This is a genomic window from Lacrimispora sp. BS-2 (genome assembly GCF_040207125.1).
Taxonomy (GTDB): Bacteria; Bacillota; Clostridia; order Lachnospirales; family Lachnospiraceae; genus Lacrimispora.
Map to the genome: position 1 here is coordinate 3,910,070 of NZ_CP157940.1, position 18,248 is coordinate 3,928,317.

Here is an 18,248-nt window from a genome sequence, read left to right on the forward strand (position 1 = left end):
CCTTGTGAAACAGGTTCAAATCCCTTTTTCTATGACAAATGAATTTTTCCAAATGGGAAGTGGAACTGGGGATAATACGGTATCTATGGATTAAACCCTTTTTTTGTGGTATACTATTAGGCAGATTAAACAAACAGGGAGATAGTATTATGAAGAAAACATCATTAGTGATTATGGCGGCGGGCATTGGCAGCCGGTTTGGCGGGGGCATCAAACAGCTGGAGCCGGTAGGACCAAGCGGTGAGATTATCATGGACTATTCCATATACGATGCTTTAAACGCCGGATTTGACAAAGTCGTGTTCATCATAAGAAAGGATCTGGAACAGGATTTTAAGGAGATCATTGGAAAGAGAATCGAAAAGATCGCTCATGTGGAGTACGCCTATCAGGAGCTGGATGACCTTCCCCCAGGCTATAGGAAACCGGCTGACAGAACAAAACCATGGGGAACCGGCCAGGCGCTTTTATGTGCCAGATCGGTGATCCATGAACCCTTTGTGGTGATCAATGCGGATGACTATTATGGAAAAGAAGGTTTTATAAAGATTCATGAATATCTGGTAAATGAGATGGATCCAATGTCAAAGCCTTTTGATATCTGTATGGGAGGATTTGTTTTGGGCAACACCTTAAGCGAAAATGGAGGGGTCACCAGAGGAGTATGCCAGGTAGATGAAAGAGGGATACTGAAAGAGGTCACAGAGACATACGAGATCAGACGGTGTGAAGACTGGGCAGAGGGCCGCAGTGAGGAAGGAAACCCGGTAAAGATCCCCCTGGATCAAAATGTTTCCATGAATATGTGGGGACTTTCCCCAGCCTTTCTTGAGGAGCTGGAGAGAGGCTTTCCAGAGTTTTTAGCCGGTTTAAAAGAAGGGGATGTAAAAACAGAATATCTGCTTCCTAAGATCATCGATAAGCTGGTTCATTCCCAAAAAGCCCAGGTAAGGGTGCTGGAAACAAGAGACCGGTGGTTTGGCGTGACCTATAAAGAGGACAAGCCTGCTGTCGCTGCTGCGATCAGGGGCCTGGTTTCAGAAGGTGTGTATCCGGAGCGCCTGTTTGATGTGAGGTAAAAAAAGTGCGGTTTTCTGATGGCTTGCCCATGGGAAAACCGTATTTTCTTTTCATAGGATATAGCACCTTACCTTTTTGTTTTGCATACTATAGTGTTGTATAAGCAGAAAGCAGGGAGTGATAACAGTCGTGCCCATTTACCCGGATTATACTTATGGAAACAAATCTCAGGAACTGGAGCCATATATGCTTTATGGTGACAGGAGTGCTGCAGGGCGTTCCTTGGAAAGAAGGGATTCTATCGTACAGGATTTGGAATATCTACAGGGAATGTACCCAGGACATATGAAACAATTGCAGGAATATGTAGTTTCAGCGTGTGATCATCTGGATTATAAGAACAGTCCCATGTATGACGAATATCCGGACCGAATGATGATTAACCAGATCTGCGATTCTATATGCGATCAGATACGTAAGGATGGCATTCTGATGGATGAAGTGGCAGAAGGACCAGATTATGCAGAAACGACGGCTGCGGAGCAAGAACTGGCGGAACAGATGGAGTGGGGCGCAGAAGAGATGGATGAATCGGATCTGCTGTCCCAGGACCGTGGTTCCACATGGGATCCGTGGGGGCCAAGAGGACCAAGAGGACCAAGGGGGCCGAGAGGACCAAGAGGGCCAAGGGGACCCAAAGGGCCGTGGGGACCTTGCGGGCCGTGGGGGCCTTGCGGGCCGGGAGGCCATTGCGGGCCAGGAGGCCGTTGCGGTCCATGGGGTCCATGGGGACCGAGAGGTCCGTGGAGCCAGAGGTCCGACGGTATGCTGGATGGCGTCGTAAACGTGCTTCTGCTTAATGAGATGCACCGCAGGAGATGCCGCAGCGGACTTTGCAGATAAGAAAAAGGAAAGCAGCTGTCCCTGGCAGGACGGCTGTTTTTTATATGGTTAGCAGAGCTGCCCATTCTATGTAACGTTTAACGAATGTTTAAGAAAGTTTTCATTGTAGTTTTGGATATTATTGTATACAATAAAGAAGATAAGGTTGAAAGAAAAAGACTTTCTGCCCTCCGTTTGTGAATTGAACGGATATGCATGCATATCCAGTTGATTCATTAGTACACAAAATTGCAAAAACAGAGGAAATTTGAGATGAATCGATTGGTAAAAAAAATAGGAATTTTATCTGCGGTTTTTGTAGCAGCAATCGCAGTTTATTTTATGTGGAACCAGAAAAATACGGAAAAAAATGATGTTATGGTATATACCTCCATGGATGAGGCGGCTTTGCCCGTAGTATATTCGGATATGTACGGAAGAAAGATGAACCTTCTCCATGGGTATACCCAGGATATGAAGCAGGCGGTTTCCCGGGAAGCCCTTACCGTCCTGCCTGCGGACCGGTCCATGAACATACAGATATCGGATTATAAAGGCAGCATCCAGGGGATCGAGTATGAAGTCCGCAGCATGGACTTAGGACGTCTGGTGGAACGGACAAAGGTGGATACGTGGGACCAGGGAGAGGGAGGCGTCACGGCCACCCTTCCCATCCAGAACCTTCTGACAAAGGATAAAGAATACCTTCTCATCCTGTCGCTGGATACCTCCGGGAATGGAAAACTGCTTTATTATACCCGGATCATGTGGACGGACAGCACCAATGTAAAGGATATGATCGATTTTGCGGTTGATTTCACCACCAGGACCTTTGATTATGATCAGGCCCGGCAGCTGACCACTTATCTGGAAACCAGCCAGGGAGAGGATAACAGTTCCCTCGGCCATGTGACCATCCGTTCCAGCTTTTCCCAGCTTACATGGGGAGGACTTTCGGTGACTCCGGTAGGTGACATAAGGGCGACTCTTAAGGATTTAGATGGAATCATGTGCAGCGTTCAGCTGGAATATGAGGTGGAAAGGACCGGAGAGGATAATATTCAGGAGCTGTACGAGGTGGAGGACAGCTTTACTATGAAATGGGACAGCAGGCGTATCTACCTTATGGATTTTGAGAGAAATACCAATCAGGTATTTTCCGGCCAAAAGGGGCTTTTTTCCGGAAAAAGGATTATGCTGGGGATTTCAGGCCAGGATGCAATACGAACTGCAAAAAGCCCGTCTGGGGATTGCCTGGCCTATGTGGTAAATCGGGATCTATGGACCTTTGACCAGAGCCGGGAACACGCGGTAAAGATATTTTCTTTCCGAAGCGGTGAAGACGATGGACTTCGCAGCGGCTACAACCAGCACGATATCAGGGTATTGTCGGTCAGTGATAACGGAGATGTGGATTTCCTGGTTTATGGTTATATGAACCGGGGCATTCACGAGGGGAGCCTGGGAATTGCCATGTATCAGTATAGCAGCCAGGACAATGCCACCACGGAGCGCCTTTTCACTCCTGTGACCCTGTCCTTTGACATGCTTAAGGAGGAGATTGACCAGCTGGCCCACGTGGGAACCAATGGGATGCTCTATCTGATGGCGGACCGGGCGGTTTACGGTATAGATCTAAACAGCAATGAATATATGGTCCTGGCGGATTCCCTGATTGAGGGCGGATACGCGGTCAGCAGCAGGTCGCGCCGCTTTGCATGGCAGGAGGGCAATGACCATTATGGAGACGAAGTGGTTCATCTCATGGATCTGGACACCGGGGTGAAGCGAGAGATAACCGGCGGTGAGGATAATATTTACAGACCCCTTGGATTTGTAGGGGATGATTTCATTTACGGAATTGCCAGGAAAGGCGATGTGTGGGTACAGAACGGAAGGACAAAGGATGCTCCCATGTACCGGATCGAAATCATGGATCAAAGCGGAAAGATCGTCAAGGAATATGAGCATGAGAATGTTTACATTGCAGATGTGTCCGTGGATGCCAGCCGGATCCATTTAACACAGGTGACGAAATCCGGTGATCAGTCCTATGTGGCTTCCAAGCAGGATACCATTGTCTGCAATCAGGAGCTGGCAGAGGTCGAGATGGAAGGAATTGGCTGGTACGCCTCAGAGGACAGGAGAAAGCTGTATTTTGTCCAGCTGGAGAAAGACGCAGTAAGCCGGGATGTAAAGATCTCGGTTCCCAAAAAGGTTGCCTATGAAACCACGGAAGTGGTGGAGCTAAAGGGCAATACAAGAACCCAGGAAAACAAGTTCTATGCATATGGGGGAGGCCATTACCTTGGAAGCAGCCGTAGTTTTACCGATGCCCTTGCCCTTGCTTATGATAAAATGGGAGTTGTGACCGATAAGAATCAGGAAATCATATGGAGCCGTGTGAACCGTCCGCCGGTCCGCAACATGAAGGAGCCCTTAAAGACCGGAGCAGCCTTTTTGCGGAATCTGGAAGGGTTTACTGAAAACAGCTTCTATGGGGAGGGAGTCCTTATGCTGGATGCCAGGGGCTGCACCTTAAGCCAGGTACTGTATTTCATCGGACATGGTTGTCCGGTGGCAGCCTACAACCTTCAGGGCGGTTATGTGCTTCTTTCCGGCTATGATTCCTATAATGTGACGGTCTATAATCCGGTGTCCGGAGAGAGCCAGAAAATGGGCTTAAATGATGCCTCTGCTTATTTTTCAGGTCAGGGAAATGACTTTGTCTGCGGAGTATTTACAGAATAGAAAATGCGTTCTCTTTACAAATTCGTAAGATATGTTATAATCATAAAAGGCTAAAAGATGAAATTTAAGAATTTTGTAATAGATAACATGATAATCAGAGGTGTGAAATGGAGCAGTATATTATGAAGGGCGGAAATCCCCTGGTCGGTGAAGTGACCATTGGCGGAGCAAAGAATGCCGCTTTAGGAATTCTGGCAGCAGCGATCATGACAGATGAGGATGTTCTGATCGATAATCTTCCTGATGTCAGAGATATAAATGTGTTGCTGGAGGCCATAGAGGAAATTGGTGCAAAGGTGGAACGGATTGACAGACATACGGTCCGCATAAGTGGCAAGACCATCCGGGAAGTTTCGGTAGATGATGAATACATCCGTAAGATCAGGGCTTCCTATTATTTTATCGGAGCAATGCTTGGCAAATACAAAAGCGCCCAGGTCCCCCTTCCGGGAGGCTGCAACATCGGAAGCAGGCCCATTGACCAGCACTTAAAGGGATTCCGGGCTCTTGGGGCTGATGTAAGGATTGAACGCGGGGCAGTGATCGCCCATGCCATTGATCTGGTTGGAAGCCATATCTATTTAGACGTGGTAAGCGTTGGGGCTACCATCAACGTCATGATGGCGGCAACCCTTGCAGAGGGACAGACAATACTGGAAAACGTGGCAAAAGAGCCTCATGTGGTTGACGTGGCGAACTTTTTAAACAGCATGGGCGCCAATATCAAGGGAGCCGGTACGGATACCATCCGTATCCGTGGAGTGAGAAAACTCCATGGAACCGAATACTCCATCATTCCGGACCAGATTGAAGCAGGTACCTTTATGTGTGCTGCTGCCATTACCCGTGGAGATGTTATGGTAAAAAATGTCATACCAAAGCATTTGGAGGCCATTTCTGCAAAGCTTTTGGAGATGGGATGCGAGGTCGTGGAATTCGACGATGCGGTTCGTGTGGTCGGAAAATCCCATCAAAAGCATACGGATATCAAGACACTTCCCTATCCGGGATTTCCAACCGATATGCAGCCTCAGATGACAGTGACCCTGGCTCTTGCCAGAGGTACCAGCGTGGTCACAGAGAGTATTTTTGAAAACCGTTTCCGCTATGTGGATGAGCTTTCCCGTATGGGGGGAAATGTTAAGGTAGAAGGAAATGTAGCCGTTATTGACGGCGTAAACGGCTTTAGCGGGGCGTTTGTCAACGCTCCTGATCTCCGTGCAGGTGCGGCGCTGGTAATTGCCGGACTAGCTGCGGATGGATATACGGTTGTGGATGAGATCGGATATATTCAGAGAGGCTATGAATGCTTTGATGAAAAGCTTCAGGGCCTTGGTGCCATGATCGAAAAGGTAGATTCTGAACATGAAGTAAAGAAATTCAAATTAAAAGTAGGCTAGGCGGGGATATTTCCCGCCTTTTCCTATTTGGGTGAGCAACGGGCCGGGCTAAGGCTTTTCAGAGCCTTTTTCTGAAAGGGACCGTATGGAGGTGGCATATTCCGACGGCGTCATCCCGGTCAGCTTTTTGAACTGCCTGGAAAAATAGTGGACAGAGCTGTAGCCTAAGCGATCAGCAATTTCAGTAAAATTCAGCTGGTTGCTGCGGATGAGATGCTTGGCCGCGTCAATTTTCATGCCTGTAAAGAAATCGATGACCCCGCATCCATAGGCTTTATGGAAAATTTTCTGAAGCTGTGACCGTCCGGTTAAATTATCCCGGCAGATGGTTTCAATGGTAAGGTGATCCCCAATGTGCTCTTCCATATAGCGGACGATGCGGTTGTGGGCATCCCCATGCATGGGGCTTGCTGTCACCCGTCCTGTGGAGATCTGTTCCGGATTTGAAAAGTATCTGCGGTAAAGATGGATGATCAGCTCCTCCAAATAATTCCCGATCAGCTGTTCTGCCCCAAAGGACAGGGGCGGCTGCCTGCGGACCAGCTCTTCCTGGTACGGGTCGTCAAGCCTTCCTGAAAATGCATTCCGTGCCTCAATGATGATCTGCGCCAGCAGAGCCATTTCCGTCTCCTGTACGGAAAGGACTTCTCCCTCAAAGGCTTTCATGAAGGGAGAATTGCATTCAAAGCTTATTACCACCAGATTGGGGGCAACGGTTCCGTTGGTCAGGATATTGTGAAACTCTCCGGGCTTGTGGAAGATGATGTTTCCCCGCTTTAAAGGGATCCGCTTTTCACCGGCCATTACATCGATGACCCCCTTGTCAACACAGACAAACTCCCAGAAGTCATGGCTTTCTCCTGGAAAGGAGAAATCGCTCATGTATTCAAAATAATGAATGGTTATGACTTTTTTTACAATCGCTGAGGAACGCAGCTGGGTGCTCTTATATGCCATGGAAACCTCCTTCCGGACACGTGATTGTGGTTATAGACAGTATACCACATTCCGTGGTAAAATGGTGAGAAGAGTACGATAATGCAAATTAAATAATAAATAGTGCAAATATCTTTTGGCGTGCATTCATTATACTGAGGTTAATAGAATTTAGGAGGTAACATCGATGAACAAGAAACCGGTTCTGGTAATCATGGCAGCAGGTATGGGAAGCCGCTACGGAGGCCTAAAGCAGATTGACCCTGTGGATGCTTATGGAAACAAGATCATTGATTTTTCTATCTATGACGCGGTTTGTGCTGGATTTGAAAAAGTAGTCTTTATCATTAAAAAAGACATTGAGAAGGAATTTAAAGAAAATATCGGGAACCGCATGGCGGCTCATGTACAGGTGGAATACGTATATCAGGAGCTTGAAAAGCTTCCAAAAGGATATGCAATACCTGAGGGAAGAGTAAAGCCCTGGGGAACAGGACATGCAATTTTATGCTGCAAGGACGTGGTAGACGGACCTTTTGCGGTCATTAATGCAGATGATTATTATGGCAGGAGCGCTTTTATTTCCATTTATGACCAGCTTAACAAGGTTTCTGATGGGGAGAAGTACCAGTACACCATGGTCGGCTATCAGCTTTACAACACCCTGACAGAAAACGGCCATGTGGCAAGAGGCGTATGCAATACCGATAAGGCAGGAAAGCTGGTTGACATTCATGAGCGGACCAGAATAGAAAAACACGGCGGCAAGGCAGAATTTACAGAGGATGATGGAAAGACCTGGACAGAGCTTGGAGAGGACACCATTGTTTCCATGAACATGTGGGGATTTACAAGCAGCATATTAAAAGAGCTTGAGGAACGGTTTGCCGCATTTTTAGACAGGGAGCTGACTGTAAATCCGATGAAATGTGAATACTTCATTCCCTTTGTTGTTGATGAGCTGTTAAAGGAAGGCAAGGCAGAAGTTTCAGTATTAAAGAGTGTGGACCGCTGGTACGGAGTCACTTATAAAGAAGACAAAGAAACAGTGGTAAATGCCATCAAAGAACTGAAAAAAGCCGGCCTGTATCCGGAAAAGCTATGGGAGGAAAAGTAATGGGAGACGCACAGTGCGGAAAAATAAGAGAGGCCATTGGACTTCTGGCCTTTGAGGGAGAGCCTGTTTCATGGAACCGCTATGGAAGCGGCCATATTAATGATACGTTTCGCCTGATTTGTAAGACAGGAGAAGGGGAAAAACATTACATCATCCAGAGAATCAACCATGAGGTCTTTAAGGACCCGGTTTCTCTCATGAGAAATATTGCAGGTGTTACTTCCTTTTTACGGGAACGGATTAAAGCCCAGGGCGGAGATCCTGAAAGGGAGACACTGAATATCATAAAAGCACTGGATGGAAAGGATTATTGCCAGGACAGCGACGGGAATTACTGGAGAGGCTATCTTTTTATTGAAGGGGCCACCACTTATGATAAGGTGAGAAATCCTCAGGATTTCTATCAGAGCGGCAAGGCATTCGGGCGGTTTAAACGCCAGCTGGCAGAATATCCGGCAGGTGAACTGGCAGAAACCATTCCGGATTTCCACAACACCCCGGTGCGCCTGGAAGCCTTTAAGGCGGCTGTGAACGCTGATTCCTGCGGCCGTGCCCATCTGGTAAAGGAGGAAATAAAGTTCGTCCTTGACCGGGAGAATGAAGCGTCTGTTGCCATGGATATGTTAAAGGATGGCAGACTCCCTCTCTGTGTTACCCACAATGATACCAAGCTTAATAACATCATGATCGATGATACAACCGGAGAAGCTCTGTGCATTATTGACCTGGATACCATTATGCCCGGCCTGTCCATCTTTGATTTTGGCGATTCCATCCGTTTTGGAGCCAATACGGCAGAGGAGGATGAACCTGATGTGAGCAAGGTATCCTTATCCCTGCCCTTGTTTGAGACCTATACCAGGGGATATTTAGAGGGGTGCAGGGGAAGTCTGACGCCTGATGAAAAGAAGATGCTTCCCATGGGTGCAAAGCTGATGACCTTTGAGTGCGGCGTGCGCTTTTTGACAGATTTCCTTCAGGGAGATACCTATTTCCATACAAGCAGAGAAAATCACAACCTGGACCGTACCAGGACCCAGTTTGCGCTTGTGGCTGATATGGAGAAGAAGTGGAAGGAAATGGAGGAGATTGTCCGCAAGAGTGAAAAATAAGTTTTTAACTCTTGTATTTGTGACTCAACCGGATATACAGATTATATCTGCCTGAGTCATTGGCATACAAAATATAAATGAGAAAGAGGAGAGAATATGAGAATATTGGTAACCGGAGGCGCCGGATATATCGGCAGCCATACATGCATTGAGCTTTTAGAACAAGGCCACGAAGTAATAGTCGTGGATAATCTTTGCAATTCCTCCAGGGTGTCACTGGAGCGGGTAGAAGCCATCACCGGGAAAACGGTGACCTTCTATGAAGCAGACCTTCTGGACCGGGATGCGTTAGATGAGATATTTGATTATGAGAAAATCGATGCTGTCATCCATTTTGCCGGATTAAAGGCTGTGGGAGAGTCCGTTGCCAAACCTTTGGAATATTACCACAACAACATCACAGGGACCCTGATTCTGTGCGATGTTATGAGGGGGCATAAGGTAAAGAACATCATATTCAGCTCCTCGGCCACCGTATACGGGGACCCGGCCTTTGTGCCGATCACAGAAGAATGCCCCAAGGGGATTATCACCAATCCTTACGGGCAGACAAAGGGGATGCTGGAACAGATCCTTACAGACCTTCATACCGCTGATCCGGAATGGAATGTGATCCTTCTTCGTTATTTCAATCCTGTGGGTGCCCATAAGAGCGGTTTAATCGGAGAAGATCCTGCTGGAATCCCCAATAACCTGACTCCCTATATCACCCAGGTTGCGGTAGGCAAGCTGAAGGAAGTAGGAGTATTTGGAAATGATTATGACACACCCGACGGAACCGGAGTCCGGGATTATATCCATGTGGTAGATCTGGCTGTTGGACATGTAAAAGCACTTGAAAAGATGGCCTCCTCAGATCCGTCAGTACGTATTTATAACCTGGGAACCGGACAGGGTTTTAGTGTGCTTCAGATGATCGAAGCGTTTTCAAAGGCATGCGGAAAATCCATCCCATATTCCATCAAACCCCGCCGCCCAGGTGATGTTGCGGCATGCTATGCGGATGCCTCCCTGGCTAAGAAGGAACTTGGCTGGGAAGCGCAGCGGGGAATAGATGAAATGTGTGAAGACTCCTGGAGATGGCAGTCCGGGAATCCCAACGGATACAGATAAAGGCTTTAGGGTCTGTGCCCTGCATTATGCTCCGGCTGGTCTGATCGATGGCCAGCCGGGAGCAGATGCTCTTTGTAAAACGGAAAAGCCGGAGTCACAGGTAAATAACTTTGTAATGTTTTAAACTCATATTTCCTGTTGTCAAAGTATCTATCCTTAGGACCTTCATTCTTAGGACGGATGCTTTTTTTTAACCTGGAATCAATTATATAAAGATAATTTCATTATCGTGTTAAGGATTGAGTTTGATGTTAAAGACTAAGAAAGGAACGTATGACTGTATACTGCATACATAAAAAAATGCAAATTATTGAAAAATTTATAGCTTCAAAGTATGGCGATGATGCTTTGTGCGAGGATGGGTTATTTATCAATGATAAATTTATTGCTGTAATGGATGGAGTCACTGCCAAGGGAGATATTTTATGGAACAATAAGACCAGTGGATTTCATGCGAAAGAAACGCTGTTGAATGCAATGGCACAATTAAATGGAAGTGAAAGTGCGGTTCAGGCATTCGAATATTTAAATTCCCAGCTTCATAAGCAATACAATGGCAACGATGATTTTTTTCTTAAAAATACAACAGAGAGAATACGGTCTACCATTGTGATTTACAGCCGCAGGTATAAACAGATCTGGTGCTTCGGAGATTGCCAATTCAGCATTAACGGGCAAGTGTTTCAGGAAGAAATGGAAATTGATCGATTGCTGGCGGAAGTGAGATCCGTATATCTTCAATCAGAGCTTATCAGCGGAAAATCAGTAGAAGAACTATGTATTTCGGATTCATCTCATGAAATTATCTTTCCTGTCATAAAAAATCAGCTGTACTTTTCCAACTGTGATAAAGGCGGTAAGTATGGATTTCATGTATTAGATGGTTTTTGTAATGACTTCTCAAAGATAATCATCCGTGACGTGAAAGAGGGAGATACGGTCATATTGGCATCTGACGGATACCCCAGATTAGAACAATCATTACATGAAAGTGAGCGGTATTTAAAGGAGCTTAAGGAACATGATCCGTTGTGCATTGAAAATTATAAAGCTGGGTCCGGCTTTACAAACGGAAAAGTTTCCATCGATGACAGGACATATATAAGATTCATAGTATAAAAAAGCTGAGGCAGGCAAAGAAGAGACTTCACTGAATTCCGGTGAAGTCTTTTCTTTATTACTCTTTAATCAGCCGATGAACCGCTTCATGTATTTTTTTGGCAATGTAAGGATTGTTCATTGTATAAAGATGAATGCCATTAACGCCATGGACAACCAGATCAACAATTTGATCAATTGCATATGCAATGCCTGCATCGCGCATTGCCTCCGGATTATTTTCGTACCGATTCATCATCGCGATAAATTTTTTAGGCAGTTCCACATGGCAGAGTGATACCATGCGTTCAATCTGCTTTTTATTAATTACCGGCATAATTCCTGCTTCAATCGGAACATGGATTCCTGCAAGGGAACAGCGCTCCTGAAATTTATAAAGATAGTCATTATGAAAGAATAGCTGCGTAATTAACTGATCCGCGCCTGAATCCACCTTTTTCTTTAAATTACGGATGTCCTCAATGAGGTTCCCTGATTCCGTATGCCCTTCCGGATAGCAGGCCGCTGTTATGTCAAAATCTCCATGCTCCTTAATAAACGCAATCATGTCACTGGCATAGGAAAAGTCACCTCTGGACTGCTGAGAATCTAAGATATCTCCACGGAGCGCAAGAATATTTTCGATTCCGTTTTGCTTGAAAATCTCCAGCTGAGAAAGCAAATCTTCTTTCGTAAGGCCAACACAGGTTAAATGGGCCAAACTTTCAATTTTATATTGATTCTTAATCGTGGATGCAATTTCACAGGTAGCGTGACCGTTGCCATTGCCGCCCGCTCCATAGGTCACGCTGATAAAGTCGGGATTTAGTTCATGCAATGCGTTAAGTGTATTGTAAATTGTCTGGATAGAGCTGGTTCTTTTGGGTGGAAAAATCTCAAAAGATAACGTCGCCTGATTTTTTAGGATATTAGATAGTTTCATTTCTCAACCGCCTTGCCGCCTGAACCATGTTTTCAAGGCTGGGTTTTGTTTCTGCATACCGCCGTGTTTTCAGCCCGCAGTCCGGGTTTACCCATAATTTTTCTTTGGGCAGCCTTTTAAGCATTTCATGGAGAGCTGATTCTATTTCCTCCGCAGACGGAACTCTGGGCGAGTGAATATCGTAAACGCCTGGTCCGGCCTCTGTTTTAAAATGATTTTCTTTCAAAGAATCCAGGATCATCAAATCCGAACGGGATGCCTCAAAGGTGATCACATCAGCGTCCATATTGTCAATGGCAGGAATAATATCGGTAAATTCACTATAGCACATATGGGTATGTATTTGAGTCTCAGGCTTTACACCGCTGTGTACCAGCCGAAACGCGGGAATTGCCCAGCTTAAGTATTCGCTTTCCCAGTCGGATTTTCTTAAAGGAAGTTTCTCCCTGAGTGCGGCTTCATCAACCTGAATGATCCTGATGCCGTTTGCCTCAAGGTCAAGCACTTCATCGCCGATGGCCAGGGCGATTTGGTATGCAATTTCTTTCAGCGAAATATCCTCCCGGGGGAAAGACCAGTTAAGGATTGTAACCGGCCCTGTAAGCATACCTTTCATGGGCTTTTTAGTAAGACTTTGGGCATAAACAGACCATTCAACAGTCATGGGCTTTTCCCTGGAAATATCTCCCCATACCACCGGAGGCTTTACGCAGCGGGTACCGTAAGACTGAACCCATGCTTTCTCCGTAAACAAATACCCATTCAGGCATTCACCAAAATATTCCACCATATCGTTGCGTTCAAACTCACCATGTACCAGAACATCCAGTCCAATTTCCTCCTGGATCTTGACGCATTGGGCGATTTTTTCCTTAACAAAATCACGGTATTGTTCTTCTGTTATGCTGCCCCTCCGAAAGGCGGTGCGGTTGGCCTTTACATCGGCTGTCTGCGGAAAGGAGCCAATCGTTGTGGTTGGAAAATACGGAAGACCGAAATTCTTTTTCTGGATCGCCTCACGAACAGAAAACTCCGGAACCCGTGTAAATTCACTTTCTTTTATTTCAGATATCCTTTTCTGCACTTTCTCATTGCTGCAATTTCTGTCCTCCCTCAACAGACTGACGTTTCTTCTGTATTCCACTGTTTCAAAGGGGGTTTGAGATAAGCAAATTTCTTTTAATTCGTTTAGTTCCCCCAGCTTTTCTTCGGCGAATGAAAGATATCTCTTTTGCTGCTTGGGCAATTTTGTTTCATTCTGTAATGTATAGGGAACATGTAAAAGCGAGCAGGATGTCTCAAGGACAACATTGCGGCAATGCTTCTGCAATTCAGAGATAATTTCCAAAGATTTTGCGTAATTGTTTTTCCAGATGTTCTTGCCGTTTACAATACCTGCAAACAGCGTTTTACCGGAGGGGAATCCCTTCGCTTTTACAAGCTCCAGTGATTTTTTGCCCTCAATGAAATCTATTCCAATCCCGTCAAAATCCAGTTCTGTAATATCCTGATAACAATCGCGGACATCCCCAAAGTATGTTTGTAAAAGTACATTTACTGTTCCTTTTGCAGGTAGGATGGCACTGTAAAGCTGCTTAAATAAGAGAATGTCTTCACCAGTAAGATCGTGTACAAGGTATGGCTCGTCAAACTGCAGCCATTCAACTCCTATATCACGAAATGTTGCAAGTATTTCCTGATAAGCAGCTATGATAGCAGTTGTATAGTCACTGGCGTACCTTCCGCCTGTAAACCTTGCCAGCTTCAAAAAGGTAAATGGTCCAATTAAAACCGGTTTCGTTTTGATTCCCAGTTGCTGCGCCTCTTTAAATTCATCAAATGGCTTATTTCCTGCAAGCTGTATTTTTGTATGTTCATCAATTTCCGGAACCATGTAATGGTAATTTGTATTGAACCATTTTTTCATGGCAAGGGCTTTCACATCACCGTTTGCACCTTGGTATCCTCTTGCCATTGCAAAATAAGTATCTAAAGGCGATAACGCCAGATTACGGTAGCGGGCCGGAATAGCATTTAACAGAACCGCAGTGTCAAGAACATTGTCATAAAGAGAAAAATCATTACTTGGAATGAAGTCGATCCTATGATTCTGCTGTGTATACCAATGGGTACTTCTTAAACTTTTTGCAGTTGCCTGTAATTCATCTGCGGATATTTCTCTTCTAAAGTATTTTTCCGATGCAAATTTTAATTCTCTTAAAGCTCCCACCCTTGGGTAGCCAATAACAGATGTTTTCATATAGCATAATCCCTTCCATTTATTTTAATACAAATAATAACATGGAAATGGGGTTATTACGTAATATCAAATAAATATAGATACCTATAGAAAAAAACTATGACGCTTTAATAAAAACAGCCATAGTTTTTCTAAAAAATAATTCCCAAGGCTGCAGGCAAAAGCTTACAGGCTTGGGTCACGCAGCATATTTTTCTCAGACAGCTTTTTTATGGAGGTGGAGTACTCCGTAGGCGTCATCCCAGTCAAATGCTTGAATTGCCTGGAAAAATAGTGGACCGAGGTATACCCAAGCTGATTGGCGATCTGAGTGAAGTTAAGCTGCCGGTTCCGGATAAGCTGCTTGGCCGCATCGATTTTCATACTGTTAAAATATTCAATGACACCGGTGTTTCCCTTTTCAAAGAAAAGCTTTTTTAACTGGGAAGTGCTGATTAAATTGTCCCGGCTGATCTGATCAATGGTCAGCTGGGTGCAGATGTTCTTCTCGAAGTAAAGAAGTATGGTTTCATAGATGTCTTCTGCAGAAGGGGTGTCCTTATGGAGGGCGGGAGTCCGCCGGGATGAAAAGGAACGGCGGTACATTTGTATCAGGAACATCTCCAGATAAATTTTTATCATCTGCTCTGCCGCAAAGGGGCCATGGTCTTTTCGCACCAGCACTTCCTGATAGGGATTGTCAAGCCTTCCGTCAAAGCACTGGCGGGCTTCCGCAATGATCCGTGCCAGAAGCTCCTGCTCCTCCTGCCCCACCTTTAAGATCTGTTCCTTAAAAGAAGCCATGCGGGGCGACTGGCAGTCAAATCCGATGACCACAAGGTTGGGAGCGATGACCCCATTAGCCAGAACCCGGTGAAATTCATTTGGCTGATGGAAAATAACATCACCTTTTTGAAGCGTCAGCCGTTCATGATCGGCTACCACTTCCACCTCTCCCTTATCGACACAAAGCAATTCCCAAAAGTTATGAGATTCTCCTGCAAAGGTGAAGTCGCTCATATATTCAAAATAATGGATGCTGATGATCCGGTGTATTGTCAGCTCTTCTGTTAATACCGTATACTTATATTTCATGCTATCCCCCTGGTCTCATTTACTAAATGCTTTTCCATTCTCAAAAACGATATTGTGCAAAAGGTATATAATTTATCTATATTTTAACTTCTAATTATGAAAAAAGCAAACCATAAAAATCTAAAATGTTAAAAATGATGACCTTTTGTACAAAGCATTTTATCCAAAAGTATAATAATATAGACTCACCAAGAACATCTGACAGAAAAAGTTGGATAACAGAGGGAGGTAAAATTATGAAAAAACGTTTTATGAGTGTTATGCTGAGCACAGTCATGGCTGCCGGTCTTCTGGCAGGATGTGCAGGAGGGGCTTCTACTGCCACCACAGCGGCAACGACGGCTGCCGGGGATTCCACGGATGCGCCCAAGGAAACGGCTGCAGGCGGCGGAGACGGGCTTATTTACTGGTCCATGTGGGAATCAACGGAGCCTCAGGGTCAGGCGATCCAGATGGCAATCGACAAATTTACGGCAGATACAGGGGTTAAGGTGGATGTTCAGTTTAAGGGACGTACGGGAATCCGTGAAGGTCTGCAGCCGGCTTTGGATGCTGGAACCAACATTGATCTGTTTGATGAGGATATTGACCGTGTGAATACCACATGGGAGCAGTACCTGATGGATTTAGAGGACCTTGTAAAGACTTCCGGTTATGAGGCCAATGCCAATGCAGGCTTAATAAAGGCCTGCAGGGAAGTAGGAAAGGGAACATTAAAATCCATTCCTTACCAGCCCAATGTATTTGCATTTTTCTATAACCAGTCCATTTTTGATGAGGCAGGAATCAAGGAAGTACCAAAGACCTGGGAAGAGCTTGATGCAGCATGCCAGAAGATCAAGGATGCTGGCTATACTCCAATTACCTGCGATGACGCCTACATTACAGCCATGTTTGGCTATCACATGTCCAGACTTTTGGGCGAACCGGGAACAGAGGCAGTTGTAAAGGAAGGCAAGTGGGATGACCCGGCAGTCCTTAAAACAGCTCAGGCTTATGAAGACTTTGCAAAGAAAGGGTATTTTTCAGAGACCATTGCTTCTAACGTGTGGCCTGCAGGTCAGAACCAGGAGCTTGCAATGGGAACGGCAGCCATGTATTTAAACGGTTCCTGGCTTCCCAATGAAGTAAAGGATATGGCAGGAGAAGACTTTAAGTGGGGCTGCTTCAGCTATCCGGCAGTGGAAGGCGGAACGGATGGCACCAATGCATCCAATTATGGCGCCCAGGTTCTTGCAATCAACAAGAATTCCAAAAATGGAGAAAATGCATTTAAGCTGATTGAATACATCACTCAGGGAGAGTTTGACAAGAAGATGTCAGAGATGTCAATGGGTATCCCGGCAGATTCCAGAAATGCAGAGTGGCCGGCACAGCTTGCCAGCGTGAAGCCTGTTATGGAGAGCTTAAACGTGCGCTATCCATGGGCAGCCGGAGCGGAAGCCAATGCTGACTTAACACCGATTATCAAGGAAAACTTTATGAAGCTTTGCGGAGGTTCCATTACTGCTGCAGAGTTCACAGACGCTCTTAAAGCAGCAGGCAAATAATCCGGATCAACAGATCTTATATGGTGACACCGCTTTGGCGGTGTCACCATGTGATTAAGGAAAGCCGGGGGAGGTATTTAACGTGAAGAAGAATAAGACAATGATTGCCGTATTTCTAACGCCGGCAGTAGTAATGTTTGTCCTTGTATTCCTATATCCTATTCTCAGGACAGTTTTAATGAGCTTCTTTAAGATTGAAGGAATCACGGATTCCATGAGCAAGTGGCAGTTTACCGGATTAGCTAATTATAGCAAGCTGGCGGCGACCAGCTTATTCCGCATTTCCATGTGGAACCTGTTCCGCATCTGGCTCATAGGCGGGTTGGTTGTTATGTCACTGGCTCTTTTGTTTGCGGTGATCCTGACCAGCGGGATACGCTTTAAAAGTTTTTTCAGGGCAATGATCTATCTTCCCAATGTAGTCAGCGCGGTGGCTCTTGCGACCATGTGGCTTCAGTATGTATACAGCCCTAAGTTCGGTCTCCTTAAAAATGTATTTTCATCCATGGGACTTAAAGCTTTATCCAAGGTCCAGTGGCTTGACAATGATCATAAATTCATGGCCCTGCTTGTTGCTTACTGTTTTGGTATGGTTGGATACCATATGCTGATTTTTGCAAGCGGGATCGAGCGGATCGGGGAGGATTACTATGAGGCGGCCACTTTGGATGGAGCAAATAAGGTAAACCAGTTCCGCTATATCACCCTTCCCCTGTTAAAAGGGGTATTTAAAACCAACATTACCATGTGGAGCGTCACATCCGTAGGCTTTTTCGTCTGGTCCCAGCTTTTCTCAACAGTTACTGCGGATACCCAGACCATTACCCCCATGGTTTATATGTATATGATGATCTTTGGTGCCGGAAACAGCATGACCGAGCGGAATGCCGGTCTTGGAGCGGCAATCGGCGTTCTGTTGAGCATCTGTGTGGTAGCGGTCTTCCTGATATGCAATAAACTGATAAAAGAGGATGATCTGGAATTCTAAGGAG

14 protein-coding genes are annotated in these 18,248 nt (G+C 45.6%); 10 read left to right on the forward strand and 4 right to left on the reverse strand.

What is annotated here, in order from left to right; genetic code table 11:
* Window positions 1–149: 149 nt before the first annotated feature.
* From ABFV83_RS18430 to ABFV83_RS18445, 4 genes are all read left to right on the forward strand, one after another.
* Window positions 150–1,079 (forward strand): sugar phosphate nucleotidyltransferase, encoded by a 930-nt coding sequence (locus tag ABFV83_RS18430; protein WP_349945911.1) that lies wholly within the window; start codon window positions 150–152, stop codon window positions 1,077–1,079.
* A gap of 118 nt (window positions 1,080–1,197) precedes the next feature.
* Window positions 1,198–1,923 (forward strand): hypothetical protein, encoded by a 726-nt coding sequence (locus tag ABFV83_RS18435; protein ID WP_349945913.1) that lies wholly within the window; start codon window positions 1,198–1,200, stop codon window positions 1,921–1,923.
* Between the two features lie 252 nt (window positions 1,924–2,175).
* A complete protein-coding gene (locus ABFV83_RS18440; protein WP_349945914.1) occupies window positions 2,176–4,653 on the forward strand; it encodes a hypothetical protein in 2,478 nt (825 codons plus the stop codon).
* A 107-nt stretch (window positions 4,654–4,760) separates the two neighbouring features.
* On the forward strand, window positions 4,761–6,053 hold the full coding sequence (locus ABFV83_RS18445) for a UDP-N-acetylglucosamine 1-carboxyvinyltransferase (protein WP_349945915.1): 1,293 nt from the start codon (window positions 4,761–4,763) through the stop codon (window positions 6,051–6,053).
* Between the two features lie 48 nt (window positions 6,054–6,101).
* Here the strand turns inward: ABFV83_RS18445 and ABFV83_RS18450 are convergent, their stop codons facing one another.
* Window positions 6,102–7,010, reverse strand: a complete 909-nt coding sequence (locus tag ABFV83_RS18450) for an AraC family transcriptional regulator (RefSeq protein ID WP_349945917.1) — start codon at window positions 7,008–7,010, stop codon at window positions 6,102–6,104.
* A 166-nt stretch (window positions 7,011–7,176) separates the two neighbouring features.
* On the opposite strand from ABFV83_RS18450, the gene ABFV83_RS18455 reads away from it, so the two are divergent.
* From ABFV83_RS18455 to ABFV83_RS18470, 4 genes are all read left to right on the forward strand, one after another.
* On the forward strand, window positions 7,177–8,106 hold the full coding sequence (locus tag ABFV83_RS18455) for a sugar phosphate nucleotidyltransferase (protein WP_349945919.1): 930 nt from the start codon (window positions 7,177–7,179) through the stop codon (window positions 8,104–8,106).
* A complete protein-coding gene (locus ABFV83_RS18460) occupies window positions 8,106–9,218 on the forward strand; it encodes an aminoglycoside phosphotransferase family protein (RefSeq protein WP_349945920.1) in 1,113 nt (370 codons plus the stop codon). Before ABFV83_RS18455 ends, ABFV83_RS18460 begins: the two co-directional genes overlap by 1 nt.
* 96 nt (window positions 9,219–9,314) lie before the next feature.
* A complete protein-coding gene (galE, locus tag ABFV83_RS18465) occupies window positions 9,315–10,331 on the forward strand; it encodes a UDP-glucose 4-epimerase GalE (protein WP_349945922.1) in 1,017 nt (338 codons plus the stop codon).
* Window positions 10,332–10,631: 300 nt separating this feature from the next.
* Window positions 10,632–11,450: a hypothetical protein gene (locus tag ABFV83_RS18470; RefSeq protein WP_349945923.1), complete on the forward strand. Its 819-nt coding sequence runs from the start codon at window positions 10,632–10,634 to the stop codon at window positions 11,448–11,450.
* A gap of 58 nt (window positions 11,451–11,508) precedes the next feature.
* On the opposite strand, the gene metF is transcribed toward ABFV83_RS18470, so the two are convergent.
* The 3 genes from metF to ABFV83_RS18485 form a co-directional block, all read right to left on the reverse strand.
* Window positions 11,509–12,372, reverse strand: coding sequence for a methylenetetrahydrofolate reductase [NAD(P)H] (metF, locus tag ABFV83_RS18475; RefSeq protein ID WP_349945925.1), 864 nt, complete (start codon window positions 12,370–12,372; stop codon window positions 11,509–11,511).
* Window positions 12,359–14,632 (reverse strand): 5-methyltetrahydropteroyltriglutamate--homocysteine S-methyltransferase, encoded by a 2,274-nt coding sequence (metE, locus tag ABFV83_RS18480; RefSeq protein ID WP_349945926.1) that lies wholly within the window; start codon window positions 14,630–14,632, stop codon window positions 12,359–12,361. The genes metF and metE overlap by 14 nt, the downstream gene beginning before the upstream one ends.
* Window positions 14,633–14,797: 165 nt before the next feature.
* Window positions 14,798–15,706: an AraC family transcriptional regulator gene (locus tag ABFV83_RS18485; RefSeq protein ID WP_349945928.1), complete on the reverse strand. Its 909-nt coding sequence runs from the start codon at window positions 15,704–15,706 to the stop codon at window positions 14,798–14,800.
* Between the two features lie 275 nt (window positions 15,707–15,981).
* On the opposite strand from ABFV83_RS18485, the gene ABFV83_RS18490 reads away from it, so the two are divergent.
* Window positions 15,982–17,256 carry an ABC transporter substrate-binding protein gene (locus ABFV83_RS18490; RefSeq protein ID WP_349948950.1) on the forward strand — a complete coding sequence of 425 codons (1,275 nt, stop codon included), beginning with the start codon at window positions 15,982–15,984 and terminating at the stop codon, window positions 17,254–17,256.
* A gap of 82 nt (window positions 17,257–17,338) precedes the next feature.
* A complete protein-coding gene (locus ABFV83_RS18495; protein WP_349945930.1) occupies window positions 17,339–18,244 on the forward strand; it encodes a sugar ABC transporter permease in 906 nt (301 codons plus the stop codon).
* Window positions 18,245–18,248: the final 4 nt, after the last annotated feature.